This is a genomic window from Nocardia sp. NPDC050713 (genome assembly GCF_040654315.1).
Taxonomy (GTDB): Bacteria; Actinomycetota; Actinomycetes; order Mycobacteriales; family Mycobacteriaceae; genus Nocardia.
This window is the reverse complement of sequence record NZ_JBFAHS010000025.1, coordinates 44356-71149: the sequence shown is the minus strand read 5'-3', so window position 1 is coordinate 71149 and position 26794 is coordinate 44356. Positions and strand designations below refer to the sequence as shown.

25 protein-coding genes are annotated in these 26794 nt (G+C 67.9%); 2 read left to right on the top strand and 23 right to left on the bottom strand.

What is annotated here, in order from left to right; translation table 11 throughout:
* Positions 1 to 409: 409 nt before the first annotated feature.
* From murA to argS, 23 genes are all read right to left on the bottom strand, one after another.
* Positions 410 to 1690, bottom strand: coding sequence for a UDP-N-acetylglucosamine 1-carboxyvinyltransferase (gene murA, locus AB0H49_RS32685; protein WP_354999878.1), 1281 nt, complete (start codon positions 1688 to 1690; stop codon positions 410 to 412).
* A gap of 84 nt (positions 1691 to 1774) precedes the next feature.
* Positions 1775 to 2356: a cob(I)yrinic acid a,c-diamide adenosyltransferase gene (locus tag AB0H49_RS32680; protein ID WP_354999879.1), complete on the bottom strand. Its 582-nt coding sequence runs from the start codon at positions 2354 to 2356 to the stop codon at positions 1775 to 1777.
* 95 nt (positions 2357 to 2451) lie between these two features.
* Positions 2452 to 2874 (bottom strand): DUF2550 domain-containing protein, encoded by a 423-nt coding sequence (locus AB0H49_RS32675; RefSeq protein ID WP_067787578.1) that lies wholly within the window; start codon positions 2872 to 2874, stop codon positions 2452 to 2454.
* 186 nt (positions 2875 to 3060) lie between these two features.
* Positions 3061 to 3438, bottom strand: a complete 378-nt coding sequence (locus AB0H49_RS32670) for a F0F1 ATP synthase subunit epsilon (RefSeq protein ID WP_067787579.1) — start codon at positions 3436 to 3438, stop codon at positions 3061 to 3063.
* A 6-nt stretch (positions 3439 to 3444) separates the two neighbouring features.
* Entirely contained in the window at positions 3445 to 4893 is a 1449-nt protein-coding gene (gene atpD, locus AB0H49_RS32665) for a F0F1 ATP synthase subunit beta (RefSeq protein WP_067787581.1), read from the bottom strand.
* 25 nt (positions 4894 to 4918) lie between these two features.
* Positions 4919 to 5890: a F0F1 ATP synthase subunit gamma gene (locus AB0H49_RS32660; RefSeq protein ID WP_354999880.1), complete on the bottom strand. Its 972-nt coding sequence runs from the start codon at positions 5888 to 5890 to the stop codon at positions 4919 to 4921.
* Positions 5891 to 5941: 51 nt separating this feature from the next.
* On the bottom strand, positions 5942 to 7579 hold the full coding sequence (atpA, locus tag AB0H49_RS32655) for a F0F1 ATP synthase subunit alpha (RefSeq protein ID WP_354999881.1): 1638 nt from the start codon (positions 7577 to 7579) through the stop codon (positions 5942 to 5944).
* Between the two features lie 72 nt (positions 7580 to 7651).
* The gene (locus tag AB0H49_RS32650; protein WP_354999882.1) at positions 7652 to 8461 is read right to left on the bottom strand and encodes a F0F1 ATP synthase subunit delta; all 810 of its coding nucleotides are present in this window, start codon (positions 8459 to 8461) and stop codon (positions 7652 to 7654) included.
* A gap of 97 nt (positions 8462 to 8558) precedes the next feature.
* Positions 8559 to 9119 carry a F0F1 ATP synthase subunit B gene (locus AB0H49_RS32645; protein ID WP_354999883.1) on the bottom strand — a complete coding sequence of 187 codons (561 nt, stop codon included), beginning with the start codon at positions 9117 to 9119 and terminating at the stop codon, positions 8559 to 8561.
* Between the two features lie 5 nt (positions 9120 to 9124).
* Positions 9125 to 9370: an ATP synthase F0 subunit C gene (locus AB0H49_RS32640; RefSeq protein WP_011207590.1), complete on the bottom strand. Its 246-nt coding sequence runs from the start codon at positions 9368 to 9370 to the stop codon at positions 9125 to 9127.
* Between the two features lie 75 nt (positions 9371 to 9445).
* Entirely contained in the window at positions 9446 to 10297 is an 852-nt protein-coding gene (gene atpB, locus AB0H49_RS32635; RefSeq protein WP_084483115.1) for a F0F1 ATP synthase subunit A, read from the bottom strand.
* A 242-nt stretch (positions 10298 to 10539) separates the two neighbouring features.
* Positions 10540 to 10998: a hypothetical protein gene (locus AB0H49_RS32630; RefSeq protein WP_354999884.1), complete on the bottom strand. Its 459-nt coding sequence runs from the start codon at positions 10996 to 10998 to the stop codon at positions 10540 to 10542.
* A gap of 10 nt (positions 10999 to 11008) precedes the next feature.
* A complete protein-coding gene (locus AB0H49_RS32625; protein ID WP_354999885.1) occupies positions 11009 to 12166 on the bottom strand; it encodes an MraY family glycosyltransferase in 1158 nt (385 codons plus the stop codon).
* 16 nt (positions 12167 to 12182) lie between these two features.
* Positions 12183 to 12848 (bottom strand): L-threonylcarbamoyladenylate synthase, encoded by a 666-nt coding sequence (locus AB0H49_RS32620; protein WP_354999886.1) that lies wholly within the window; start codon positions 12846 to 12848, stop codon positions 12183 to 12185.
* 34 nt (positions 12849 to 12882) lie between these two features.
* On the bottom strand, positions 12883 to 13755 hold the full coding sequence (prmC, locus tag AB0H49_RS32615) for a peptide chain release factor N(5)-glutamine methyltransferase (protein ID WP_357256668.1): 873 nt from the start codon (positions 13753 to 13755) through the stop codon (positions 12883 to 12885).
* A gap of 80 nt (positions 13756 to 13835) precedes the next feature.
* Positions 13836 to 14906, bottom strand: coding sequence for a peptide chain release factor 1 (prfA, locus tag AB0H49_RS32610; RefSeq protein WP_354999888.1), 1071 nt, complete (start codon positions 14904 to 14906; stop codon positions 13836 to 13838).
* A 129-nt stretch (positions 14907 to 15035) separates the two neighbouring features.
* Positions 15036 to 15266, bottom strand: a complete 231-nt coding sequence (rpmE, locus tag AB0H49_RS32605; RefSeq protein ID WP_039796334.1) for a 50S ribosomal protein L31 — start codon at positions 15264 to 15266, stop codon at positions 15036 to 15038.
* Between the two features lie 668 nt (positions 15267 to 15934).
* Entirely contained in the window at positions 15935 to 17803 is a 1869-nt protein-coding gene (gene rho, locus AB0H49_RS32600; protein WP_357256683.1) for a transcription termination factor Rho, read from the bottom strand.
* A gap of 443 nt (positions 17804 to 18246) precedes the next feature.
* Positions 18247 to 19203 (bottom strand): homoserine kinase, encoded by a 957-nt coding sequence (thrB, locus tag AB0H49_RS32595; RefSeq protein ID WP_355000520.1) that lies wholly within the window; start codon positions 19201 to 19203, stop codon positions 18247 to 18249.
* 25 nt (positions 19204 to 19228) lie between these two features.
* Positions 19229 to 20323, bottom strand: a complete 1095-nt coding sequence (thrC, locus tag AB0H49_RS32590) for a threonine synthase (RefSeq protein ID WP_357256666.1) — start codon at positions 20321 to 20323, stop codon at positions 19229 to 19231.
* 94 nt (positions 20324 to 20417) lie between these two features.
* Positions 20418 to 21773, bottom strand: coding sequence for a homoserine dehydrogenase (locus AB0H49_RS32585; protein WP_357256664.1), 1356 nt, complete (start codon positions 21771 to 21773; stop codon positions 20418 to 20420).
* Positions 21770 to 23224 (bottom strand): diaminopimelate decarboxylase, encoded by a 1455-nt coding sequence (gene lysA / locus AB0H49_RS32580; protein WP_357256662.1) that lies wholly within the window; start codon positions 23222 to 23224, stop codon positions 21770 to 21772. The genes AB0H49_RS32585 and lysA overlap by 4 nt, the downstream gene beginning before the upstream one ends.
* A gap of 67 nt (positions 23225 to 23291) precedes the next feature.
* Positions 23292 to 24950 (bottom strand): arginine--tRNA ligase, encoded by a 1659-nt coding sequence (gene argS, locus AB0H49_RS32575; RefSeq protein WP_354999892.1) that lies wholly within the window; start codon positions 24948 to 24950, stop codon positions 23292 to 23294.
* A gap of 110 nt (positions 24951 to 25060) precedes the next feature.
* On the opposite strand from argS, the gene AB0H49_RS32570 reads away from it, so the two are divergent.
* Together AB0H49_RS32570 and AB0H49_RS32565 are read left to right on the top strand one after the other, a co-directional pair.
* On the top strand, positions 25061 to 26047 hold the full coding sequence (locus AB0H49_RS32570; RefSeq protein WP_357256660.1) for a DUF3105 domain-containing protein: 987 nt from the start codon (positions 25061 to 25063) through the stop codon (positions 26045 to 26047).
* Complete coding sequence (locus AB0H49_RS32565; RefSeq protein ID WP_357256658.1) at positions 26048 to 26755, top strand: DUF305 domain-containing protein; 708 nt, start codon at positions 26048 to 26050, stop codon at positions 26753 to 26755. It abuts the gene before it with no gap.
* Positions 26756 to 26794 lie beyond the last annotated feature (39 nt).

Genomic DNA, 26794 nt, shown 5'->3' with positions numbered 1-26794 from the left:
TGTCCAGCCCTCCACACGGGGGGTGAAGAGCCGGAACCAAATTTCAAAATTTGGCACTGACATTCATCGACACACTATTGAGTTCTCAAAGAACACACGCACACACCATCTCCCGGGGGATTCCCCCGATCAATCGGTGAGGCAACTTTTACAGCTTAGCGCGGCCAGTAACCCGAAACCAAATCGGGGTCCCAATCGAGCTAGTGTGACCGCCAGGCGCTCCTCGTCCTACCTCGTTTCCCTGGCTCAGCGTCTCCGCTCGGCCCCGGGTCGGTGTCCGTGTCGCTCTGACTTGAATAAAGTTACGTGGCCGCTTGCATGATGTCAAATCGCCTGGTCAATACGGGTTTTGGGCGACTCTTGATCAACATCCATTACGGACAAGATCGATTCCGACCCGCGGACAAGATCAATCAGGCGCCCCGACCCGCTCCACCAGACCGCCCAATGCCTGCAGCTGCTCGACGAAATTCGGGTAACCGCGGTCGATGTGGAAGACGTCGTGCACTTCGGTGGTGCCGTCGGCGACCAGACCCGCGAGCACCAGACCCGCGCCGGCCCGAATATCCGAGGACCACACCGGCGCGCTGGACAGCCGCGGAATACCGCGCACCACCGCGTGATGACCGTCGGTGCGGGCGTCGGCGCCCAGCCGGATCATCTCCTCCACGAAGCGGAACCTGGCCTCGAAGATGTTCTCGGTGATCATCGAGGTGCCATCCGCGATCGCCGCGAGGCCGATGGCCATCGGCTGCAGGTCGGTCGGGAAACCGGGGAACGGCAGAGTCGAGAAGTTCACCGCGCGCGGCCGCTCCGGCTGCACGACACGGAAGCCGTCCACCTCGAAGGAGATTCGCGCGCCCGCCGAACGCAGCTTGTCCAGCACGAGCGAGAGGTGCTTCGGGTTCACGCCGGTGACGCGCACGTCGCCCATGGTCATGGACGCGGCGATCCCCCACGTCGCGGCGACGATGCGGTCGCCGATCACACGGTGATCGGTCGGACGCAGTCGCTTGACACCCTGAATGGTGAGCACCGAGGTGCCCGCGCCGCTGATCCGGGCGCCCATCTGCACCAGCATGTTGCACAGGTCGACGATGTCGGGCTCGCGCGCCGCGTTGTCGATGACCGTCTCGCCCTCGGCGAGCACCGCGGCCATGAGGATGTTCTCGGTCGCGCCGACCGAGGGGAAGTCCAGCCGGATCCGCGCGCCCTGGAGTTCGTCGGCGCGGGCGACGACGCAGCCGTGCTCGATCTCGCTGGTCGCGCCGAGCAACCGCAGGCCGGCCTGGTGCATGTCGAGTGGGCGGGAACCGATCGCGTCACCGCCGGGGAGCGCGACCACCGCGCGCTTGCACCGCGCCATCAGCGGACCGAGCACGCACACCGAGGCGCGGAACTGCGTCACGGCGGGGAAGTCCGCGTGGTACTTCGGCTCGGCGGGCGTCGTGATGGTGACCACGGAACGGTCGCCGGGCGCGTCGTCGGAGATGACGACCTCGCAGCCGAGGCCGCGCAGTACGTCGGCCATCAGCGGCACATCGAGAATGTCGGGGCAGTTCGTGATCGTCGACGTGCCCTCGGCAAGCAGGGCAGCGGCCATCAGCTTGAGGACGCTGTTCTTAGCGCCTCCTACCGCGACCTCGCCGACGAGCCGATTGCCCCCGGTGACCAGAAACCGTTCGCTCACACTGGGTAGCTTATCCACCGCCGGCGGCGCGCACGCGCGTGTACGCGATCCCGGTGTGCTGCGACACGATCCGAACGGTCGGCATCACGATTCTTTCTTGCCGCCACCGGGCTGCCACAGAATGTCGCCCTCGGGATTCGTGTACCGGCTCAGGATGAAGAGCAAATCGGACAGCCGATTGAGGTACTTGGCCGGAAGAACGCTGGTGTCCTCGGAGTGCGCCTCGACGGCGGCCCACGCGGCGCGCTCGGCGCGGCGGACCACGGTGCGCGCGGTGTGCAGCAGCGCGGCCAGCGGGGTGCCGCCCGGCAGAATGAACGAATTCAGCGGCGCCAGTTCGGCATTGAACTCGTCACACCAGCCTTCCAGCCGGTCGATGTAGTCCTGCGTGATCCGCAGCGGCGGGTACTTGGGTTCGGCGACCACGGGGGTGGAGAGATCCGCGCCGGCGTCGAACAGGTCGTTCTGGACCTGGCGGAGCACCGTCAGCAGATGCTCGTCCGGTGCGCCGAGCGCGATCGCGACACCGATGGCCGCGTTGGCTTCATCGCAGTCCGCGTACGCGACGAGGCGGGGATCGGTTTTGGAAACTCGAGAGAAATCGCTGAGCCCGGTGGTTCCGTCGTCACCGGTCCTGGTGTAGATCCGGGTCAGGTGCACGCTCACGACGCGCCCTCGCTGACGCTCGGCCACGTCGCGCGCGTGGGCGCGCTGTGTCGATGATTCGCTCGCTGGCGCTCACTCATGAAATTCTCCGCTCGCTACAGACCGGGCATGCGGCGGGTGCGGTCCGAAGGCCGCGATTCCACCCAGGACAGGAAGGCCGCGCGGGCGCCGCGATCGAGGGCCAGCTCGTAGTTGCCCTCGGTGTCGGCCACCTCGGTGACGATGATCTCGTCGGTCATGATGTCGTACTCGTCGCCGCGCGGACCGCGCCGGTCGCCGACCTCGATGCCGCGGCGCCGAATCGTGGCGTCCGGACCGATCTTGAGGCTGGTGAGCTTGAAGAAGACGAGGCGGTCCTCGTCATAGCGAATGAGACCGTGCCGCCAGCCTTGGCCGCCGTTCGCGGGCAGCACGCGCAGGATCGCAGCGGTCCCGCCGCGGCGCAGCATGATCAGTCGGTAGACGGAGATCAACGCCAATGCGACCAGCAGCAGCACCAGAATGATCAGGACAACCATCCCGGTTTGCAATGCTGTCCGTCCTTTCGCTCGGCATCCGCGTCACGAACCGCGGCGGATACCCATCCGTTGCGACATTCAAACACGAGTCTACAAACGGGTGAGCAACTGGGGCTGAATACCATTGTCGGCGGCGAAGATACCTTCGCCGCCGACAATGGGGATGTTCACGACCCGTTAGGGTCTTCAGGCGCTCGCGACCTGCTCGACCGCGCGCACCCGGGCCTGTGCCGCCCGCTGTTGTTCCTCGGTCGCGGACGTGTCGGCCAGCACCTTGCGTGCCGCCTCGACGTCCACCTCACCGGCGAACTCCGCGGACTCGGCCAGGACCCGCACCGTGTTGGCGGTGACCGAGAAGAAACCGCCGTGCACGGCGGCGACGATGCGCTCGCCATCGGTGGACACGATGTTCACCGTGCCGCCCTCGACCAGCTGGCCGAGGAGCGGCTCGTGGCCCGGCATGATGCCGATCTGGCCCTCGGTGGTCTGCGCGCTGACGAACGACGCCTGGCCGGACCAGAGCAGTCGTTCGACAGCCACGAGATCGACTGACATTTCGGCCATCGGTGACTACTTTCCGGCGATCTTCTTCGCGGCCGCCTCGACGTCGTCGAGACCACCGCAGGAGTTGAACGCCTGCTCCGGGAAGTGGTCGAACTCGCCCTTGCAGACACGGTCGAAGTCGTCGATGGTCTGCTCCAGCGGCACGACGGAACCCACCTGGCCGGTGAACTTCTCGGCCACGATGAAGTTCTGGCCGAGGAACTTCTCCAGACGACGGGCGCGACCGACGAGGACCTTGTCCTCTTCGGAGAGCTCGTCCATGCCGAGGATGGCGATGATGTCCTGCAGTTCCTTGTACTTCTGCAGGATCCGCTTCACCTCGTTGGCCACGGCGAAGTGCCGGTCGCCGACGATCGAGGCCTCCAGGATGCGGGAGGTCGAGGTCAGCGGGTCGACGGCCGGGTAGATGCCCTTCTGCGAGATCGGGCGGGAGAGCTCGGTCGTCGCGTCGAGGTGGGCGAAGGTGGTCGCCGGGGCCGGGTCGGTGTAGTCGTCGGCGGGCACGTAGATGGCCTGCAGCGAGGTGATGGACCGACCACGGGTCGAGGTGATGCGCTCCTGCAGCTCACCCATCTCGTCGGCCAGCGTGGGCTGGTAACCGACGGCGGAGGGCATACGGCCGAGCAGGGTCGACACCTCGGAACCGGCCTGGGTGAACCGGAAGATGTTGTCGATGAACAGCAGCACGTCCTGGTGCTGCACGTCGCGGAAGTACTCGGCCATGGTGAGGGCCGAGAGGGCGACGCGCATACGGGTGCCCGGCGGCTCGTCCATCTGGCCGAAGACGAGGGCGGTGTCCTGGAGGACGCCCATCTCTTCCATCTCCAGGCGGAGGTCGGTGCCCTCACGGGTGCGCTCACCGACGCCCGCGAACACGGAGGTGCCGGAGAACTCACGCGCGATACGGGTGATCATCTCCTGGATCAGAACGGTCTTGCCGACACCGGCGCCACCGAACAGACCGATCTTGCCGCCCTTCACGTACGGGGTCAGCAGGTCGATGACCTTGATACCGGTCTCGAGGATCTCGGTCTTGCCCTCGAGCTGGTCGAAGCTCGGCGGCTTGCGGTGGATGCCCCACTGCTCGCCGTCGCGGCCGGTGCCCGGCGCGTCGAGGCAGTCGCCGAGGGCGTTGAAGACGTGGCCCTTGACGACGTCACCGACGGGCACCGAGATCGGCTTGCCGGTGTCGGTGACGGTCGCGCCGCGGACCAGGCCGTCGGTCGGCTGCATCGAGATGGTGCGCACGATGTTGTCGCCGAGGTGCTGAGCGACCTCGAGGGTCAGGGTCTTGGCCACCGACGCCAGCTTGATGTCGGCGTTCAGAGCGTTGAACAGCTCGGGGATCGCGCCACGCGGGAACTCGACGTCCACGACGGGGCCGATGACCCGGACGACGCGGCCTGCGGCGGCGCCGGTCCGGCTCGTGTTGTCTTGAGTGACAGCTGCGGTCATTTGGATTGGTTCTCTTCCTGCGCTTCTAGTCGCGGTCCGAGCTCGACGCCAGCGCGTTCACGCCGCCGACGATTTCGCTGATTTCCTGCGTGATCTGGGCCTGACGCACCGAGTTCGCCTCGCGCTGAAGAACACTCGCGAGTTCGTTGGCGTTGTCGGTGGCCGCCTTCATTGCGGTGCGCCGAGCCGCGGACTCGGATGCCGCTGCCTCGAGCAACGACGCGTAGATACGCGTGTTCACGTACTTCGGCAGCAGCGCCGCCAGCAGTACATCGGCGTCGGGCTCGAATTCGTACTGCGCCTGCGGTTCGGCGGTGGGCGAATCGGAGAACGAGTCCGCGCCCATGTCGAAGTTCTCGTCGACGAAGCTGACCTGGATCGGCGCCAGGCGGCGCACCTCCGGGGTCTGCGTCAACATCGACACGAACCGCGTGTACACGATGTGCAGCTCGTCGACGCCCTCGATGTCGCCGGTGCCGTGCGGATGCGGCACCTGGCCCTCGGAGCCCGCCATGAAGGCGTCCACCAGGTGGCCACAGGCCGCCGAGGCGTCGGTGTACTTCGGCTGCTGCGAGAAGCCGGTCCACGCCGAGACCAGCGGGCGGTTGCGGAAGGTGTAGTACGTGAGGCCCTTGTTGCCCATCACGTACAGCACCGGCTCCTTGCCCTCGCCGCGCAGGGTGGTCATCAGCTCTTCGGCGCGCTTGAGCACGTTGGAGTTGTAACCACCGCACATGCCGCTGTCACTGGTGATCACCAGCACGGCGGCGCGACGCGGGTTGGCGCGCTCGGTCAGCAGCGGGTGCGCCAGGTTCTTCGACGCGCTCGCGAGCTCGGCGAGGACCTTGGTGATCTCTTCCGCGTACGGCTTGGCGGCCGCGACCCGGGCCTGGGCCTTGGAGATTCGCGAGGTCGCGATCAGCTCTTGGGCCTTGGTGATCTTCTTGATCGAATTCACACCACGAATGCGGGAGCGCAATTCACGCAAGCTTGCCACGGTTCACACTCCCTTCATTCGCCAGATTCCAATAGCGCATTGCTCGCCCGATTACTTCTCGACGTGCTTGCGGGTGACCGACAGCGACTCGACCTCTTCGTGGTCGAGCTCGCCGGCCTCCGCCTCGTTCACCACACGGCTGCCGTCGGAGGCGAGGAAGCCCTGCTTGAACTTGTCGGTGGCCGCCTTGATGGCGTCGCCGTTCTCGGCGTCGAGGACCTTGCCGCCCTCGATCGACTTGAACGCGTCGGCCGCGCTGCGGTGCAGGTCCTCGATCAGCTCCGCGTTGAAGCGGCGGATGTCGGCGACCGGAACCGAGTCGTAGTAACCGGCGTCGACCAGGAAGATCGAGACGATCTGGTCCTCGACCGCGACCGGGGAGTACTGGTCCTGCTTGAGCAGCTCCACCCAGCGGGCGCCGCGCTCGAGCTGCGCCAGCGAGGCGGCGTCGAGGTCGGAGGCGAAGGCGGAGAACGCCTCCAGCTCGCGGTACTGCGCCATTTCCAGACGCAGCGAACCGGCGACCTTCTTCATGCCCTTGGTCTGGGCGGCGCCACCGACGCGGGAGACCGAGGTACCGACGTTGATCGCCGGGCGGACACCCTTGTTGAACAGGTCGGACTCGAGGAAGACCTGGCCGTCGGTGATGGAGATGACGTTGGTCGGGATGAACGCCGAGACGTCGTTGGCCTTGGTCTCGATGATCGGCAGACCGGTCATCGAGCCGGCGCCCATCTCGTCGGAGAGCTTGGCGCAACGCTCGAGCAGACGCGAGTGCAGGTAGAAGACGTCACCCGGGTACGCCTCGCGGCCCGGCGGGCGACGCAGCAGCAGCGAGATGGCGCGGTAGGCCTCGGCCTGCTTGGTCAGGTCGTCGAACACGATCAGGACGTGCTTGCCCTGGTACATCCAGTGCTGGCCGATGGCCGAGCCGGTGTAGGGGGCCAGCCACTTGAAGCCGGCGGAGTCGGAGGCCGGGGCCGCGACGATGGTGGTGTACTCCATCGCGCCGTGCTCCTCCAGCGCGGCCTTCACGCCCGCGATGGTGGAACCCTTCTGGCCGATGGCGACGTAGATGCAGCGCATCTGCTTGGTGGGGTCGCCGGACTCCCAGTTGGCCTTCTGGTTCAGGATCGCGTCGATGCAAACGGCGGTCTTGCCGGTCTTGCGGTCGCCGATGATCAGCTGACGCTGGCCGCGGCCGATCGCCGTCAGCGCGTCGATGGCGGTGATGCCGGTGGCCATCGGCTCCTCGACCGGCTGGCGCTCCAGCACGGTCGCGGCCTGCAGCTCCAGCACGCGGCGCTCTTCGGACTCGATCTCGCCGAGACCGTCGATCGGCTGGCCGAGCGGGTTCACCACACGACCGAGGAACTTGTCGCCGACCGGCACCGAGAGCACGTCACCGGTGCGGCGAACCTGCTGACCCTCTTCGATCTCGGCGAACTCGCCGAGGATGACCGCACCGATCTCGCGGTCCTCGAGGTTCAGCGCCACGCCGAGCACGCCGCCCGGGAACTCGAGCAGCTCGTTGGCCATAGCCGAGGGCAGGCCGCTGACGTGCGCGATGCCGTCGCTGGTGTCGGTGACGACACCGACTTCTTCGATGGACGTCTGGGGGGTGTAGCTCTGGGTGTAGCTCTCGATCGCGCTACGGATCTCGTCGGAGGAGATCGTCAGCTCCGCCATGTTCTTCCTGCTCTCGCTGTAAGGGTCTCGAATGTCGGTGTTGGCGCCGGTGCCGGGGCCGGCAGAGCCGGACTACGCCAGCTCGCGGCGCAGCCGCTCCAGTCGGCCGGTGGCGCTGCCGTCGATCACGTCGTCGCCGACGCGCACGACCAGCCCGCTCAGCAGGCTCTGATCGACCTCGACGTGCACCGTGATCGGCTTGCCGTAGATGCGCTGCAGGGAGGCGGCGAGCCGCTCCCGCTGCTGCGGCGTCAGGGCGATCGCGGCACGCACGTGCGCGACGATCTGCTCACGCCGGGCGGCGGCCAGGTCGGACAACTCGTCGAAGGCCGGGCCGAGGCCGGTCCGCTGCCGGGCCACCGCCTGCTCCGCGAGAGTCACGGTGATGGTCTCGGCCTTGCCGGACAGCAGCCCGGCGATCAGCTCGCGCTTGGCCGAACCCGGCTTCCCGCGATCGGACAGCGCCTGCTCCAGCTCGGGGTTGTCGGCGATGATCCGGCCGAGCCGGAACAGCTCGTCCTCGACCGCCTCGAGCCTGCCGCTGTCCGCGGCCGACTCCAGCAGGGCCTCCTGACCGAGCAGCACCAGGGTGTCGACCAGGTCGGAGGTGCGCGACCAGTCCTGGGCCACCGCGGTGGTCAGCACCGCCAGGGTGGCGGGGCTGACCTTGCCGCCGAAGACCCGCTCGCTCAGCTCGGCGCGCACCGAACCGGGCACCGACACGTCCGCGAGCGCAACACGCAGCGAACGCTGGTCGTCCAGCACGGCGACAGCGGCGAACAGTTCCGAGCCCGTCGTGGCGGCAACACTGTCGCTTCCGGTCAGAGCGGCCCGAAGCGCCTCCCGGGACCGGGAGCTGGCCTCGCGGCTCGCTGCGTACATGCTTCTCACTTTCGCTGTATCCAATCTCGTCTGGACGGGACGGCCTGCGTGGTTACGCTCCGCTTCCGCCTCCGGCCGTTGACCCGCTCAGACATGGTTACCTTCCGACCCCGATGCCGGCGTCGGTCTCGTCGAGTTCACTCAGGAACTTCTCGATCGAGGCCGCCTGCTTGGCTTCGTCCGAAACCGACTGACCGATGATCTTCTCGGCCAGGTCGACGGCCGTGCGGCCGACTTCGGAGCGCAGCTCGGTGAGGATCTGCTGGCGCTGGGCTTCCAGCTGGGCGTGGCCCGAGGCCACGATGCGGTCGCTTTCGGCCTGGGCCTCCGAGCGCATCTGCGCAAGGATCTGCTGGCCCTGGGTGCGCGCGTCCTCACGGATGCGCGCGGCCTCGAGGCGGGCGTCCGCCAGCTGCTGCTGGTACTGCTGCAGCGTCTGCTGGGCTTCTTCCTGCGCGGCCTCGGCCTTGGCGATACCGCCTTCGATCTTGTCGGCACGCTCGTCCAGCACCTTGATCAGGCGCGGGATGACGTACTTGTAGAACAGCACCGCGATGATCGCGACGCAGACCACCGACCAGACGATGTCGTACGTTTCGGGGACGAGAGGATTCACATCCTCTCCGCCCTCCGCTGCGAGTACTGCGAACTCGTACATCGGAATCAGAAGATGAAGCCGGCGACGAGGCCGATCAGGGCCAGCGCCTCGGTGAACGCGATACCGAGGAACATGTTGGTACGGATCGTGCCCTGCAGCTCGGGCTGACGGGCGATACCCTCGATCGCCTTACCGACGACGATGCCGACGCCGATGCCCGGGCCGATGGCGGCCAGGCCGTAGCCGACGGCGCCGAGGCCCTTCAGCGTCGACTCGTTGGCAGCTTCCTGGGCCAGGTACGAGAGGCTCATGAGTCTTCTTTCCCTTTCTGTTGCTCACCCGCCGGGCGGCGCGGTGTAGCAGGTCTCCGGTGATGGGTAGTGCGGTCAGTGAGAATCGGCGTGCTCGGCGAGGCCGATGTACACGGCGGTCAGCAGCGCGAACACGTAGGCCTGCAGGAAGATGACCAGCATCTCGAACAGGGTGAACCCGAGTCCCGCGAGCAGCGAGAACGGCGAGAACACCTTCATCCACGCGGCGGCGTCGAACAGGAAGAACCAGGTCGCGCTGAAGAACAGCACCAGCATGATGTGGCCGGCCAGCATGTTCGCCATGAGTCGGACGGTCAGCGTGAACGGGCGCAGGATGAAGGTCGAGACGAACTCGATCGGGATCAGCAGGACGTGCAGAGCGGGCGGCACGTTCGGCACCACGATGCTGCTGCGCATGTAGGTGAGGAAGCCGAACTTCTTGATGCCCACGTAGTTGAACGCGATGTAGGCGACCGCCGCGAGCACGATCGGCATACCGATTCGGGCGTTCGAGGAGATGTTCAAGCCCGGGACGATGCCGGAGAAGTTCAGAAAGAGGACCGTGAAGAAGATCGTCGCGATCAGCGGGAAGAACTTGCGGCCGGTTTCCTTGCCGAGTACCTCTTCCGCGATCTGCTCCTTGACGAAGACCAGACCGATTTCGGCGACATTCTGTAGGCCGCGCGGAATGATTCGGGGACTCCGGAAGGCCAGCAGCATGACGGCGACGAGCACGGCGGTCATGATCAACCGGACCAGCATCAAACGATCGAGTTCGAACGGCGTTCCCTCGAACAGCAAAGCTGGAGGGAAGAAGTCGGTTAGCGACGGCGCGTGGAACTCACCCGCCGCCAAAGTGGTGACGCTCAGCGTTCTCTCCCGTGTTCGGGCCGCGGGTACGGTCATTCCCGCGGTTCGATCGGACATTGACGATCAATTTGGTCGACTCAGGTCGGCTCGAAATTCGTCAGCAGCTGCGCGGCAATCCCGCTCGGGCGGCGTCTGTACGTGTGTCGGCGACATCGTCGACATGCAGAACCGGAACCCTCGAGCCCGGCACGGCAGTAAGCATAGCGGTACTCGGAGGGATCGTGGTGATCCCCCCTCGCTTGGTCACTTGCTTACCAACACTTTACCAAGTTATCTACGACGCTGTGTAGGGGGGTGAGTCATTCCTGTTCGGAAGCGGGTTCGGAGTCCCCGGCGGTGGTCGAGACATACGGAACCTTCTGTCGCAGAACGCCGTACGTCTCCGCGCCGAGCACGATGACAAGGGCGCCGATGACGGTCAGGAACAGCGCCACCCGGTTGTAGAAATCGAACTGGTTGAGGATCGCCACCGCGATGAGCACCAGCAGCACCTTGCCGACCCAGCTGGCCAGCATGACCAGGCCCGCGGTGCTCGGCGGCAGCTTCGCGCCGAAGAGCACGACCGCGGCCGTGGTGAGGATGAACACGCCGCCGATCGCCGCGCCGAGCAGCGCGCCCCACAGTCCCGGCAGCCCGGCGACGGCGGTCGCGATCGCGGCGCTCAGGACCACCAGGACCGCCAGCCCGATCAGGCCGTAGCGCAGCGCCGACTTCAGCGGCGCGTCGGGACCGGGAATCGGGTTCGGAGTGAAGGTCACGGTTGCGACTTTACTCAGACGCCTGCTGCTCGGCCGCCGCCTCCCCGCGCCGCAGCCCTGGAACGGCGGTCACGACGAGGGCGAAGATGAGCCCCGCGGCCATCAGCAGCACCACGATTCGGCGGTCCATCAACGAGGTGCCGACGGCGCCGAATGCCAGCACACCGACCCACAAATAGATCAGCAGGACGACGCGTCGATGGGAATGGCCGATCTGCAGCAAACGATGATGCAAGTGCATTTTGTCGGGCGTGGAGAAACTCACACCGGCGCGCACCCTGCGCACGATCGCGAGCAGCAGATCCAGCACCGGAATGAACATCACGGCGCCGACCAACAGCAGCGGGGAAAGCAGACCGACGATGTCGCGCGGACCATAGCCTTGCAGCGGAATTCGACCCGAGGCGCCGGTGGACACCGAGGCGAGCATCAAGCCGATCAGCATCGAACCCGAGTCGCCCATGAATATCCGAGCGGGCTGGAAATTGTGCGGCAGAAATCCCGCGCAGGCGCCCGCGAGCGCCGCGGCGAGCAGCGCGGGCGGATAGGTGTTCACGTCGCCGCCCTGCTCGTAGAGCAACCCCACGGAGAACACGAAAACCGCCGCGGCGCAGATGAAGCCGAGGCCGGCGGCCAGACCGTCGAGGCCGTCGACGAAGTTCATCGCGTTGATCAGCGTCACCGTCACGGCCACGGTCACCAGACCGCCCTGCAGCGCGTCGAGCACCACGGTGGAATTGTTGAACGGGTTGTAGATGACGTACCAGCTCAGCCCCATCACGGCCATCACGCCGCCCGCCGTCACCTGGCCCGCGAATTTGGTGAGCGCGTCGAGTCCCCAGCGGTCGTCCACGATGCCGACGAGCACGATGATGGTGGCCGCCACCAGCACGGCGGGAATGTCCACCGCATAGTCGAAACCGCGGCGCAGCGCGGGCAGCTGGTGCGCGAACAGCACCGCCGCCACGACACCGATGTACATGCCGACGCCGCCCATCCGCGGGATCGGCTTGACGTGCACATCCCGCTCGCGCGGCACCGCTACCGCGCCGAACGAGATCGCGAGCAGCCGGATACCGCCGGTGGCGAGGAAGGTCACCGTGGCCGAGATCAACAGGACGAGCAGTAGCTCGCGCAGCGGAACGACCGAGCCGGAGCCGGAAATCATGCGACCTTTCTCCCGCTCACCGCGCGGGGGTGATGGTCAGCTCGTCCGGCGACATGCCGAGCACCTCGGCGATCTCGGCCACCGGGACCGCGCCCTCGCGCAGCACGCGCGGCTGGTCCGCGGTGAGATCCACGATGGTGGAGGCGACCGCGTGCGCGGCGGGACCGCCGTCGAGGTACACGCCGACCAAGCTGCCGAGCTGCTCACGGGCCTCGGCGGCGGTCTTGGCGGGCGGCTGGCCCGAGATGTTGGCACTGGACACCGCCAGCGGGCCCACCTCGCGCAGCAGATCCAGCGCCACCGGGTGCAGCGGCATCCGAAGCATCACCGTGCCGCGCGTGTCACCGAGGTCCCACGCCAGCGAAGGCGCTTGCTGCACAACGAGACTCAGACCACCCGGCCAGAACGCGCGGATCAGCTCGCGCGCCTGGGGGCGCACCGAGAAGACCAGTCCGTCGATCGTGTGCCACGAACCGACCAGCACCGGCACCGGCATGTCCCTGCCGCGGCGCTTGGCCGCGAGCAGCTCGCTCACCGCGGTGGAATCGAAGGCGTCGGCCGCCAAGCCGTACAACGTGTCTGTGGGCATCACCACCAGTCGCCCGGACTTCAGGGCGCTGGTCGCTGCGGACAGTCCGGCGGCGCGCGAATCGGGATCCGCGCAGTCGTAGACGGTACTCACGGCCCCCATCCTGGCACATGGTGCTGGTGGGGCGTCAGGTGCGGGTGGCGACGACGAAACGGGGTTTGCCTGCGAGGTCTGGGTGTTCGACGACATCGACGAAATCGCCGGTCTCGGCGAGGAGGGCAGCGAGAGCCGAGCCGTTGGTGTCGTCGTGCTCGATGGCGGTCGCGCCGCCGGGACGCAGCAGGCGGGCGATGTTGGGCACCATCCGTCGGATGACGTCCAGTCCGTCCGGCCCGCCGAACAGCGCCAGGTGCGGGTCGTGGTCGGCGACCTCGGGGTCGAGCGCCGCGCCCTCGGGGATGTAGGGCGGGTTGGACAGCAGCAGGTCGACCTTCCCGTTCAGCTCGGTGAGCAGGTTCGGATCGGTGACGTCGTCGGCGTACAGGGTGATCGCCGAGTCGCCGTCCGCGATGCGGTCGTCGGCGTTGCGGCGGGCCCATTTCAGGGCGGCCGGATCGACCTCGACGGCGTGCACCTGGACGTCGGGCCGCGCGTGCGCGACAGCGAGCGCGAGCGCCCCCGAACCGGTGCAGAAATCGACCACGATCGGCTGGTGATCGTGCGGCAGCGTCTCCAAATGGGCCAGCGCCCAAGCGAAGAGCAACTCGGTCTCCGGCCGCGGCACGAAAACGCCCGGCCCGACCGCGAGATCGATCTGCCCCATCGGGGCGACGCCGGTCAGGTGCTGCAACGGAATGCGCTGGGCGCGCCGGTCCACCAGGGCGCGGTAGTCCGCGACGAGCACCGGATCCACCAGCGGCACCAAAGCCAACCGAGTCCGCTCGACCCCGAGCAGATGCGCGGCGAGCTGCTCGGCGTCCGCGCGCGGACTCGGCACCCCGGCGGCCTGCAGTTGTTCGACGGCTTCGTTGATCACTGAACGCAGAGACACTCGACCCACCACCCCACTCTCGCCGATTTCATTGCGCCATTGTTCACTTCCCGGAACCGGGACCGCGCACATCCACGCGCAGGCGCGGTCTATTCGGCCGCCATGCGGGCCTCGCGGTCGGCCTTGCCGAGCGCGTCGAGGAGCGCGTCGAGGTCGCCGTCCAGCACGGAGTCGAGGTTGTGGGCCTTGAAGCCGATGCGGTGATCGGTGATCCGGTTCTCCGGGAAGTTGTAGGTGCGGATGCGCTCGGAACGGTCCACCGTGCGGATCTGGCTGGCGCGACCGGCCGCGGCCTCCTGCTCGGCCTGCTCCTCGGCCAGCGCTTGCAGGCGCGCCGCGAGGACCTGCATGGCGCGGGCCTTGTTCTGCAGCTGCGAGCGTTCGTTCTGGCAGGTCACGACGATGCCGGAGGGCAGGTGCGTGATGCGGACGGCGGAGTCGGTGGTGTTGACGCCCTGACCGCCCTTGCCGGACGAGCGGTAGACGTCGATGCGCAGATCGGATTCGTCGATCTGCACCTCCTCGACCTCGTCCGGCTCCGGGTAGATGAGCACGCCCGCGGCCGAGGTGTGGATGCGGCCCTGCGATTCGGTCACCGGAACGCGCTGGACGCGGTGCACGCCGCCCTCGAACTTGAATCGCGACCACACGCCGTCGCGCGCGGCGTCGCGGCTCTTGATGGCGAGCGTCGCGTCCTTGTATCCGCCGAGGTCGGAGATGGTGGCGCCGAGGACTTCGACCTTCCAGCCGTGCCGCTCGGCGTAGCGGATGTACATGCGGGCCAGATCGGCGGCGAACAGCGCCGACTCCTCGCCGCCCTCGCCGGACTTCACCTCGAGCACCACGTCGTCGCCGTCGTGCGGGTCGCGCGGGGCGAGCAGGTCGGCGAGCGCCTGCTCCAGCTCCTCCACCTGACGCCGCAGATCCGGAATCTCGGCGGCGAAGGCCGGATCGTCGTCGGCCAGTTCCTGCGCGGCGGCCAGATCGTCGTGCGCGCTCTTCAGCTTGTTGTAGGTGGCCATGATCGGGGCGAGTTCGGCGAACCGCTTGCCGACGCGGCGCGCGGCGCCCGGATCGTTGTGCAGCGCCGGATCGGCCAGCTGCGTTTCCAGTCCCGCGTGCTCGGCCAGGATGTCGTCGATCGCGGACGGCTGCGTCATGATGCTTCCTTCTCTCGGTTCCCGGCCTGCGCCGGGTCGGCATTTCTCGTCATCCGGCGCGTACCGCACCGGGCCAACAAATGCGCCGACGCCCGGCCTGCAGTGCAGAACCGGGCGTCGGCGAGGAAGCTACTTGGCGTCGGCCTTCTTGCCCGCGCGCTTGCCGTAGCGAGCCTCGAAGCGGGCCACGCGGCCACCGGTGTCCAGGATCTTCTGCTTGCCGGTGTAGAACGGGTGGCACTGCGAGCAGACCTCGACGGTGATGTGTCCCGACTCCTTGGTGCTGCGAGTCTGGAAGGTGTTGCCGCAACCACAGACCACCGTGGTGTCGACGTACGTCGGGTGGATTCCTGCCTTCATGGATGGTGTCCTCTCGATAGTGGTCGCCGGGTCGCCACGCTGGGCGTGAACCGGAACCGCTGGTTCCAAACTCTGCTTCGCAGAGGTCGGCGGGATTGTCTGCGGGACGCAGACGCACAGCGGTCCAGTATGCCAGAACCGCTACTACGCACCCAAAACACACCGGGCAACCATTTTGTTCCCTGCTTCGTGTATCTAAGGCAACCCCGCATACGCAGCACCCCAGAAAGTGAGGGCACGCGGTTTCTTCGCCCCTACGGAACCCTTAAGTCGAGTAGTCCGCTACTCGGGAAGGCGAACAGCACTGTTCATAGAGTTCGTAGGTGTCGAGTTCCCCCTGCACATCGGCGTGCCGAGACAGAAAGGAGAACGCTATGAACAGCCGAATCGCCCTCGCGGTGTTCGTCCTGTTGATTCTCACTGTCGCGGTGGGCTGGTTCGCGATCCCCGAGACCACACCGTCCGCGGCCTACACGACCGCCGATACGGTCGCGTACTACGAGCGGTCCGCCGATTCGGACGACGACGTCTCGGTGTCGGCGACGACGATGTTGCTCGCCTGCATGATCACCGGCGCGGCCGCCATCGGCCTGATCTTCTTCCGCCCGTACACGCCGAAGGGGCTCCGCGACAGCGAAGCCCCTTCGGTGGCACGGAAACTCGTACCGTTACTCGTCCAGCGCGCCCGGCGCGGTCTTGCTGACCTGCATCAGGAACTCGAGGTTGTTCTTGGACTTCTTCAGGCGGTCGATCAGCAGGTCGATCGCCTGGTGCGAGTCCAGGCCGGAAAGCACGCGGCGCAGCTTGTGCAACACCGCCGCCTCGTCTGGGCTCAGCAGTAGCTCGTCCTTGCGGGTGCCGGACGGGTTGACGTCCACCGCCGGGAACACGCGCCGTTCCGCGATCTTGCGGTCCAGCTTGAGCTCGGCGTTACCGGTGCCCTTGAACTCCTCGAAGATCACCGTGTCACCGGTCGAGCCGGTCTCCACCATGGCGGTGGCCATGATCGTCAGCGAGCCGCCGTTCTCGATGTTGCGCGCCGCGCCGAGGAACCGCTTGGGCGGGTACAGCGCGGTCGAGTCGACACCACCGGAGAGGATCCGGCCCGAGGCGGGCGAGGAGTTGTTGTACGCGCGGCCCAATCGGGTGATCGAGTCCAGCAGCACCACAACGTCTTTGCCCATTTCGACGAGTCGCTTGGCGCGCTCGATGGCCAGCTCGGCGACCGAGGTGTGATCGCTCGGCGGACGGTCGAAGGTCGAGGCGATGACCTCGCCCTTCACCGAACGCTGCATGTCGGTGACCTCTTCGGGACGCTCGTCGACCAGCACCACCATCAGGTAGCACTCGGGGTTGTTGGTCGCGATCGCGTTCGCGATGTCCTGCATGATCGTGGTCTTACCGGCCTTCGGCGGGGACACGATCAGCGCGCGCTGGCCCTTGCCGATCGGCATGATCAGGTCGATCACGCGGGTCGTCAGCTTGTTGGGCTGAGTCTCCAGCCGAAGTCGCTGGTTCGGGTACAGCGGGGTCAGCTTGCTGAATTCGGGACGCCGCTTGGCCGCCTCGACGTCGCCGCCGTTGACCGTGTCCAGCCGCACCAGCGGATCGAACTTCTGCCGCTGGTTGGCCTGTTCGCCGTCGCGCGGAGCCCGCACGGCGCCGGTGATCGCGTCGCCGCGACGCAGGCCGTTCTTGCGGACCAGGTTCATCGAGACGTAGACGTCGTTCGGTCCGGCCAGGTAGCCCGAGGTGCGGACGAACGCGTAATTGTCCAGCACGTCGAGGATGCCCGCGACCGGCTGTAGGACGTCGTCCTCGCGGATCTCGAGCTCGCGGCTCTCACCGCCGCCGGTCTCGCGGTCGCGCCCACGACGACGCTCACGGAACCGGCGACCACGACGACCGCGGCCGCCTTCCTCGTCGTCGCCACCGCGACCGCCTTCGCCACGACCACCGTCGCCGCGACCACCCTGAGCGCGCTGCTCGCCGTTCTGACCGCGCTCACCCTGGCCACGCTCACCTTGACCACGCTCACCCTGGCCACGCTCGCGGCGCCGTTCGCCCTGCTCGGCTTCCGGCTTCTGCTCGTCACCACGCGCCTCGGCGGTCTCGCCGCCCGAACGCGCCTGGTCACGGCCGCGACGCTGCCGACCACGGCCGCGCTGACCACCTTCGCGGCCGGACTCTTCGCTGGTCTCGGCGGCGGGGGCGGAATCGTTCTGCGGCGACTCGGCCTGCGCGGACTTCGAAGGAGCGGGATCGGAGGGAGCCTCGGGCGCGGGCGCGGCGGCCTTCTCGGCGGGCGCGGCTTCCTTCGCCTTGGCCTCCTTGGCCGGAGCCTTCTCCTTCGCCGGCGCGGGCGTCACGTCGAGGGCCGCCTGCTCGGCCTTCTCGCCGCGCGCGGGCTTGTCCGACTTGGCGGACTTACCGGCCTGGTTCTCCTTGATGGCGGCGATCAGATCACCCTTGCGCATACCGGAGGTGCCTCGGATACCGAGCTCCCCCGCCAGCGCGCGCAACTGCGGCAACAACATTCCAGTCAGCCCCGATCGTGCGACGTCGGTTTGTTCGCTCATCTTCGAAATCTGTCCGGATTCACTTTCGCGGCCGCCCGAGGAACTTGGGTTGGATTCCACCCCGGGTGTCGCGAGCAGGTCCGTATCTGTCACGGAAATCCTTTCCTTCCCTCGACCGCCGTGTGCTGTTTCGAGGGTTCGTCCCGCAGTCCGGGCACTCTGCCGGACTCGGTATTGCCGTATCGCCTGCCCCGCCGGACCGGAGGCTTCGCCACCGGTTGTGAAAGGTGGGAGAGATCATTCCAGTTGCGCAGCTACGCAGTACCCCCATGGCCTGGAGGCTCGAGCCTGGAGCCTGCTGGAGCGATTGCCCTGATGAAGCACCGGCGTCTGATGCGCACGATGTACGGACTTGCTCAGAATAGCTGGCAACTGTGAACCTCGGCAAGGCAGACGCGCCGTCAGTCGACCTGGACGCCTTCGGCGAGTCCTGGCTCGACCACCCGGAGTCCGTCGGCCGCCGCGAGTTCTCGGAGTTCCGCTGGGAATTCGCTGGTACCGAGGGCCAACACGGTCGGACCCGCACCCGAGACGGTCGCCGGAATGCCTGCCGCGCGCAACCGCTCGATCCACGCCGTGGTGAGCGGTAGCGCGGGGGCACGCTGGCCCTGATGCAGCCGGTCGGCCGTAGCGGGCATGAGCAGGTCGGGACGCTGGGTCAGCGCGACGACGGCCAGCGCGGCCCTGCTGACGTTGAAGGCGGCGTCGCCGTGCGGCACCGTCTCGGGAAGCAGACCCCTGGTGTGCGCGGTGGACGAGCGGACCTCGGGAATCAGCACCACCGGGCGCAGGGACGGGTGCGGGTCGAGCCGGACGGCGCGGTACACCCGGCCGTGCTCGGGGATGTCCGCGCTCGCCTCGGTCGCGTCGGCGGCGGTCTCGGTCCAGGACACCACGATCCCGCCGAGCACGCTGGCCGCCGCGTTGTCCGGGTGGCCTTCGAATTCCGAGGCCAGCTGCACCAATCGTGCGGCGTCGACGGCGAGCTCGGGATCCAGCTTCGCGGCGAGCGCGCAGCCCGCGGCCAAGCCGCCGACCACCGCGGAGGCCGACGAGCCGAGCCCGCGCGAATGCGGAATCACGTTGCGGCACACCACATCGAGGCCGTCGGCCCACACACCGGCGGACTCCAGGCCGCGTTCGATGGCGCGCACGACGAGATGCGAAGGGCCCCACGGGACATCGTCGGCACCCTCACCCTCGACCCGGATCGTCAAGCCGGAATCGGTGGTGCGCACCTCGATCTCGTCGTAGATGCCCAAAGCCATACCGAGCGAGTCGAATCCGGGACCGAGGTTGGCGCTCGACGCGGGCACCCGCGCCGTCACCGAGAGTCCGGCGGGCAGGGTCCGCGACATCAACTGGCTTTCGCGTGAACTCAACTCAGGCCAGCTCGAGTCGGGCGGCGACCGCCACCGGGTCGACCGCGATCGGCTGCACCTGCGGCATACCGAGCAGCGCGGTGTCGGGATCCTTCAGACCGTTGCCGGTGACGGTGCACACCACCGTCAGGCCCGCGTCCAGCCAGCCTTCCCTGCGGGCCGCGAGCACGCCTGCCACGCTCGCCGCCGAGGCGGGCTCGACGAAGACGCCTTCCTTCGCCGCGACCAGGCGGTACGCCGCGAGGATCTCCTCGTCGGTGGCCGCGCGGAACGCGCCGCCGGACTGCTCCTTGGCCTCCACCGCGCCGTTCCAGGACGCGGGCGCGCCGATCCGGATGGCGGTCGCGATGGTCTCCGGGTCCTTCACCGGAGCGCCGTTGACCAGCGGGGCCGCACCGGCGGCCTGCACGCCGAGCATGCGGGGCAGGCCGTTGGTGATGCCGTCGGCGTAGTACTCGCGGTAGCCGCGCCAGTACGCGGTGATGTTGCCCGCGTTGCCCACCGGGAGCGCGTGCACGTCCGGCGCCTTGCCGAGCACGTCGCAGATCTCGAACGAGGCGGTCTTCTGGCCCTCGATGCGCGCCGGGTTCACCGAGTTCACCAGGCCGACGGCCGGGAAGTCGGCGGTGACCTTGCGGGCCAGCTCGAGGCAGTCGTCGAAGTTGCCCTCGACCTGAATGATCTGCGCGCCGAGCATGACGGCCTGGGCCAGCTTGCCCATCGCGATCTTGCCCTGCGGGATCAGCACCGCGCAGCTCATCCCCGCCCTGGTGGCGTACGCCGCGGCCGACGCCGAGGTGTTGCCGGTGGACGCGCAGAGCACCGCCTTCTGACCGCGATACTTGGCGTCGGTCATGGCCATGGTCATGCCACGGTCCTTGAACGAGCCGGTCGGGTTGGCGCCCTCGACCTTGAGGTACACCTCGCAGCCGGTCAGCTCGGACAAGTACGGCGCGGGCACCAGCGGGGTGCCGCCCTCGAACAGCGTGACCGGCTCCCAATCGGCCGCACCCGCGAGCCGATCACGGTAGGCCGCGATCAGACCCGGCCAGCGGGAGTGCACTCCTGCCTGCGGGGCGACGCCTGTCGCGCTCATGCCAGCCCTCCCTGCCTCGAACCGGGAGCAATGGTGCACCGGAAGCCTGTAAACCTATCGCTTCGAATGTCGGCGACGATCCGCACATTCGTACTCATTCTTCGGTGCCTTCCAATCTCAAAACGCTTGTCACTGATGTGACGGACGCCATCTCCGCCAAAGCCGACACGGTGTCCGCGAGCGCCGACTCCACCGCGTGGTGGGTCACCACGACCAGGCGCGCACCCTCGCCGTGCCCTTCCTGACGGACGGTCGAAATGCTCACCCCGTGCTTGGCGAATTCGCCCGCAACCTTGGCCAGGACGCCGGGGACGTCTTCGACCTGCAGGTTCACGTGGTAGCGGGTGGGCGTATCGCCGATCGGCGCGATCGGTAGCTCAGCATAAACCGATTCGCCCGGCGCGCGGCCACCGAAGAACTTGTTGCGTGCGGCCATCACCAGGTCACCGAGCACCGCGGAGGCGGTCGGAGCGCCGCCCGCGCCCTGCCCGTAGAACATCAGCCTGCCCGCGTTGTCCGCCTCGACGACCACGGCGTTGAACGCGCCACTGACCGCCGCCAGCGGGTGCTTGCGCGGGATCAGCGCCGGGTAGACCCGCACCGAGACGCGCTCCTTGCCGCCCTCGGCCAGGCTCGGCTCGCCGGGCCCCGCGTCCACGCGCTCGCAGATCGCCAGCAGCTTGACCGTGCAGTTCACCGCCGATGCGGTCTCCAGGTCCTCCGCGGTGATCTTGGAAATGCCCTCGCGGTACACATCGGCCGCGGTCACCCGGGTGTGGAAGGCCAGCGACGCCAGGATCGCGGCCTTGGCCGCCGCGTCGTAGCCCTCGACATCGGCGGTCGGGTCGGCCTCCGCGTAGCCGAGGCGGGTGGCCTCGGCGAGGGTCGCGGAGTAGTCCGCGCCGGTCTCGTCCATGGCCGAGAGGATGAAGTTCGTGGTGCCGTTGACGATGCCGACCACACGATTCACCCGGTCGCCGGACAGCGACTGGATCAGCGGACGCACGACCGGGATGGCGCCCGCGACCGCGGCCTCGAAGTACAGGTCGGCGCGGTTGCGCTCGGCGGCCGCGGCGAGTTCGCCGGTGTAATCGGCCAGCAGCGCCTTGTTCGCGGTGACCACGGATTTGCCCGCGTTCAGCGCGGCCAGGATCAGACGGCGCGCGGGATCGATGCCGCCGATGACCTCGACGACCAGGTCGACGTCCGGGCGGTCGACCAGCGCGTCCGCGTCGGTGGTCAGCAGTTCGGCGGGCAGACCGCGATCCTTGTCCAGGCTGCGCACCGCGACGCCGCGCAGCACGACGGGCGCGCCGACGCGCGAGCGCAGGTCGTCGGCGTGCTCGCGCAGAATCCGCACGACCTCGGTGCCGACATTGCCCATGCCGAGGACCGCGACACCGATCGGGCGATCGGTCCCCCAGGTACCGTTCTTGGCCACTTCGGTCATGCCTCAACCTCCAGACTCAGCAGATCCGCCACCGTTTCCCGGCGCAGCACCAGTCGCGGCTGACCGTCGCGAACGGCGACGACCGCCGGACGGGTCAACTGGTTGTATCGACTGGACATCGAATAGCAATACGCTCCGGTCGCGGCCACCGCCACCAGATCGCCGGGGCCGACGTCGGCGGGCATCCAGGTGTCGCGGATGACGATGTCGCCACTCTCGCAATGCTTTCCGACGACGCGCGCCACGACGGGCTGTGCGTCGGAGGAGCGCGAGACCAGGCGGCAGTCGTAATCGGCCTGGTAGAGCGCGGGGCGGATGTTGTCGCTCATACCGCCGTCGACGCTCACGTAGCGGCGGCGCAGGCCCGCGTCCAGCGAGACGTCCTTGGTGGTGCCGACCTCGTAGAGGGTGACGGTGCCGGGTCCGGCGATGGCGCGGCCCGGCTCGACCGCGATGGTCGGCTCGGGCAGACCCGCGCGGGCCGCCTCCTCGGCGACCAGGCGGCGCAGGTTCGCCGCGAACTCGCCGAGCGGCGGCGGGTCGTCGTTCGGCAAGTACGAAATACCCAGTCCGCCACCGAGATCCAGCGTCGAGATCTGCGCGGTGCGCTCCACGCCGAACTTGTCGATGGCCTCGCGCAGCAGGCCGAGCATGCGACGCGCGGCGATCTCGAAACCGTCGATCTCGAAGATCTGCGAACCGATGTGCGAGTGCAGTCCGACCAGCCGCAGGTTGCTGGCCTCGAAGACGCGGGCGAGCGCTTCCATGGCGTCGCCGCCCGCGATCGAGAAGCCGAACTTCTGGTCCTCGTGCGCGGTCGAAATGTATTCGTGAGTATGGGCTTCCACGCCGACGGTGACGCGGACCAGCACGTCCTGCACCACACCGGCGCGCCCGGCGACCGCCTCGAGCCGGTCGATCTCGATCAGCGAGTCGACCACCACGTGGCCGACACCGGCCTGCACCGCGGCCTCCAGCTCGGTGACGGATTTGTTGTTGCCGTGCAACGCGATTCGCTCGGCGGGGAAGCCGGCGTGCAGCGCGATGGCGAGTTCGCCGCCGGAGCAGACGTCCAGCGAGAGGCCCTCGTCGCGGATCCAGCGGGCGATCTCGCCGCACAGGAACGCCTTGGACGCGTAGTGCACCCGGGCGTTGGGACCGAAGGCCTGCACCATGTCCCGGCAGCGGGAACGGAAGTCGTCCTCGTCGACCACGAACAGCGGGGTGCCGAACTGCGCGGCGAGGTCGTGCACCGGCACACCGGCCAGCCGCACCACGCCGTCGGCGTCGCGAGAGGCGTTGCGCGGCCAGACATTCGCGGGCAGGTCGATCATCTGCTGCGGATCGGTCGGCCGCTCCGGCAGGTTGGGAGCATGGGGCAGGCGCGTAGCCTGCGAAGCGCCCGAAGAACTCAGCTCCGCGTGGCGTGGCCCGGCGGGGTGCGCGCTCATAGTTGTTCCTTCCTTACCGCACGCGCCGAGCACGTGGACAGATACGAATTCACGAGTCGCCCGCGCACTACATACGCTCCGGTGCGCTGACACCCAGCAGGCCGAGGCCGTTGGCGAGCACCTGGCGGGTGGCCTTCACCAGCTCCAGGCGGGCGGACTTGAGCGGAGTGACCGGCTCGTCGCCCTTGGGCAGCACCCGCATGTCGTCGTCGGACTGGAACGGGTGGTAGGCGCCGGCGAGTTCCTCCAGGTAGCGCACGACCCGGTGCGGCTCCCGGTTCTCCGCCGCCGTCGCGACCACCCGGGGGTACTCGCCGAGTGTGCGGATCAGCTCGCCCTCGCGATCCGAGGTCATCAGGGCGAAATCCGGTGCGACCGAAGCGAAATCGAACGCGGCCGAGTTGTCGATGATGCGGCAGGAGCGGGCGTGCGCGTACTGCACGTAGTAGATGGGGTTGACGCTGTCCTGCTTGGTCCACAGGTCCAGGTCGATATCGATGCTGGAGTTCACCGAGGACCGCACCAGCGAGTAGCGCGCGGCGTCGACGCCGATCGCCTCGACCAGGTCGTCGAGCGTGACCACGGTGCCCGCGCGCTTGCTCATGCGAACGGCCGCACCGTCTTTCAGCAGATTCACCATCTGGCCGATCAGCACCTCGACGGTGTCCGGGTCGTCGCCGAACGCCGCCGCGGCGGCCTTGAGGCGGCCGATGTAACCGTGGTGGTCGGCGCCGAGCATGTAGATGCACAGGTCGAAGCCGCGGGCGCGCTTGTCGTGGAAGTAGGCGATGTCACCGGCGATGTAGGCCGACTTGCCGTCGCTCTTGATGACCACGCGGTCCTTGTCGTCGCCGTACTCGGAGCTGGCGATCCACCAGGCGCCGTCCTTCTCGTACAGCTTGCCGGAGGACTTGAGCTCCTCGACGGCCTTGTCCACCGCGCCGGAGGCGAACAGCGAGCTCTCGTTGAAGTAGACGTCGAAGTCGGTGCCGAACTCGTGCAGGGTCTGCTTGATGTGGGCGAACATCAGCTCGACGCCCTCACGGCGGAACACCTCGTGCCGCTCGTCCTCGGGCAGGTCGACGACGCCCGGGTTCTCGGCGACCACCCGGTCGGCGATCTCACCGATGTAGGCGCCCGCGTACCCGTCCTCGGGGGTCGGCGCGCCGGTGGCGGCGGCGACCAGGGAGTTGGCGAACCGGTCGATCTGCGCGCCGTGGTCGTTGAAGTAGTACTCGCGGGTGACGTCGGCGCCCTGCGCGGCCAGGATGCGCCCCAGCGCGTCGCCGACCGATGCCCAGCGGGTGCCGCCGAGGTGGATCGGGCCGGTCGGGTTCGCCGAGACGAACTCCAGGTTGATCCGGGTGCCCGCGAGCGCGTCGGCGGTGCCGTAGGACGCGCCCGCCGTCAGCACCTTCCGCACGATCGCGCCCTGCGCGGCGGCGGCGAGGCGGATGTTCAGGAAGCCGGGGCCCGCGACCTCCGCCGAGGAAACGCTCTCGGTGGCGCTCAGCGCGTCGGCCAGCCAGGTGGCCAACTCGCGGGGATTCGTTCCGGCCTTCTTGGCCACCTGCATGGCCACATTCGTGGCATAGTCACCGTGTTCCGGATTGCGGGGGCGCTCCACGTTGACCTCGTCGGGCAGGACCGCGGGGTCCAGTCCACGTTCGACAAGCACCTTCGCCGCGGTGGAGCGAAGGAGATCTGCAAGGTCAGCTGGAGTCACGAGTCTCTATCCTATGGTCTGGGCAGGTGTACGCCGTCGGGCGGGCACTGCCCCGGATCCGTCCGCAATGAACAGCACAGCGGTTCATCACATCGAGAGAGCAACGAGCAATGCCGAGTAGCAACAGCGCCTCGAAGTCGGCCAAGGCCGTACGAGCCGCGGGGAAGGCGTCGCCTTCCCGCAAGGGGGGCGGCGGCAAGGGCCAACTTCCGAAGAAGCGCCAGGTCCCGTGGTTGGCCATCGGCGCGGCCGCAGTAATCATCGCATTGATCGGTGCCCTCGCCTACAACCTGGTCCCCAAATACCGCGAACAGGCCGAACTGGACAAGTACACGCCCAGTGCGCAGAAGAAGGACCCGTCGGATCAGATCGCGGGCGTGGTGAAGAAGGACTACGCGCAGGGCGCGGGCAAGCACGTCGACCCGACGCAGCGGGTGGCCTACGACCAGACGCCGCCGTTCGGTGGTCCGCACGACCAGGCGTGGGCCGACTGCACCGGTGTCGTCTACGCGAAGCCGATCCGCACCGAGAACGCGGTGCACTCGCTCGAGCACGGCGCGGTCTGGATCGCCTACAACCCCGACAAGGTGGACGCTGCGGGCATCGACACGCTGAAGAAGAAGGTCGAAGGCAAGCAGTACACGCTGATGTCGCCGTACCCGGGGCTGGACAGCGCGATCTCGCTGCAGTCGTGGGGCCACCAGCTGAAACTGGACGACCCGCAGGACAAGCGGATCAACCAGTTCATCACCGCGCTGCGGCAGAACCAGTACACCTATCCCGAGGTCGGCGCGGCCTGCTCCAACCCGTACTTCGACCGGGAGAACCCGGAACCGTTCGATCCCGCGCCGGCGGGGCCGGACGCGGTGCCGATGGATGGTGCGGGGATCCCGACCGATCCGTCCGAGCTCGGAGGTGGACTGCCGCCCGGTATTCCGGGTGTGCCGGGCATCCCCGGCGTTCCCGGCCTGCCTGGTACGCCCGGCCTGCCCGGTACCCCTGGCGCACCCGGCCTGCCCGGTACCCCTGGCGCACCCGGCCTGCCCGGCACACCGGGTCTGCCCGGTGCACCGGCCGCGCCGACGGCGGGTCCCTAGATGCAGGCCGACGCCGAAGCCGAGTCGGAGACCGGGTTCAAGGCGCAGGTGCGCAGGCAGGGGGTGGCGCTGCTGATCCTCGGCGCCATCGGCGCCATCCTGCTCGGGTTCGCCATCGGGACGCTCGTGCGTCTGCCGCTGGACGGCGGCTCCGGTGAACCCGACCCCAACGCGGTCGACATCGGCTTCGCCCAGGACATGTCCGCGCACCACGCGCAGGCCGTGGAGATGGCGGGCATCGCCCTGCTGCGCTCGACGGACAACGACGTGCGCAGGCTGGCCTACGACATCATGACGACCCAGCAGAATCAGGTCGGGCGGATGCAGGGTTGGTTGCAGCTGTGGAACAAGCCCGCGCAGGGCGCCGAGGGTTTCATGGGCTGGATGAGCGAACCCGACTCCGGGCACGGGCACGGCGGCGGGCATCAGATGTCCGGGTCGATGGCGAGCATGCCCGGCATGGCGACCCAGGAGGAACTCGCCGCGCTGCGCCAAGCGCCCGTGCCCGAGGCCGACGCCATGTTCCTGCGGCTCATGCTGCGCCACCACCAGGGCGGCATCCCGATGATGGAGTACGCGACCAAGCACGCCGCGACCACCGCCGTGCGCACCCTCGCCGCCAGCATGGTCGAAACCCAGCAGGCCGAATCCCGCCTGCTGACCACCATGCTGACCGCCCGCGGCGGCACCCCCCTCCCCCTCAACTGACCCGGCGTCGGGCCGGACCGTTCGAAAGCGCCCGGCCCG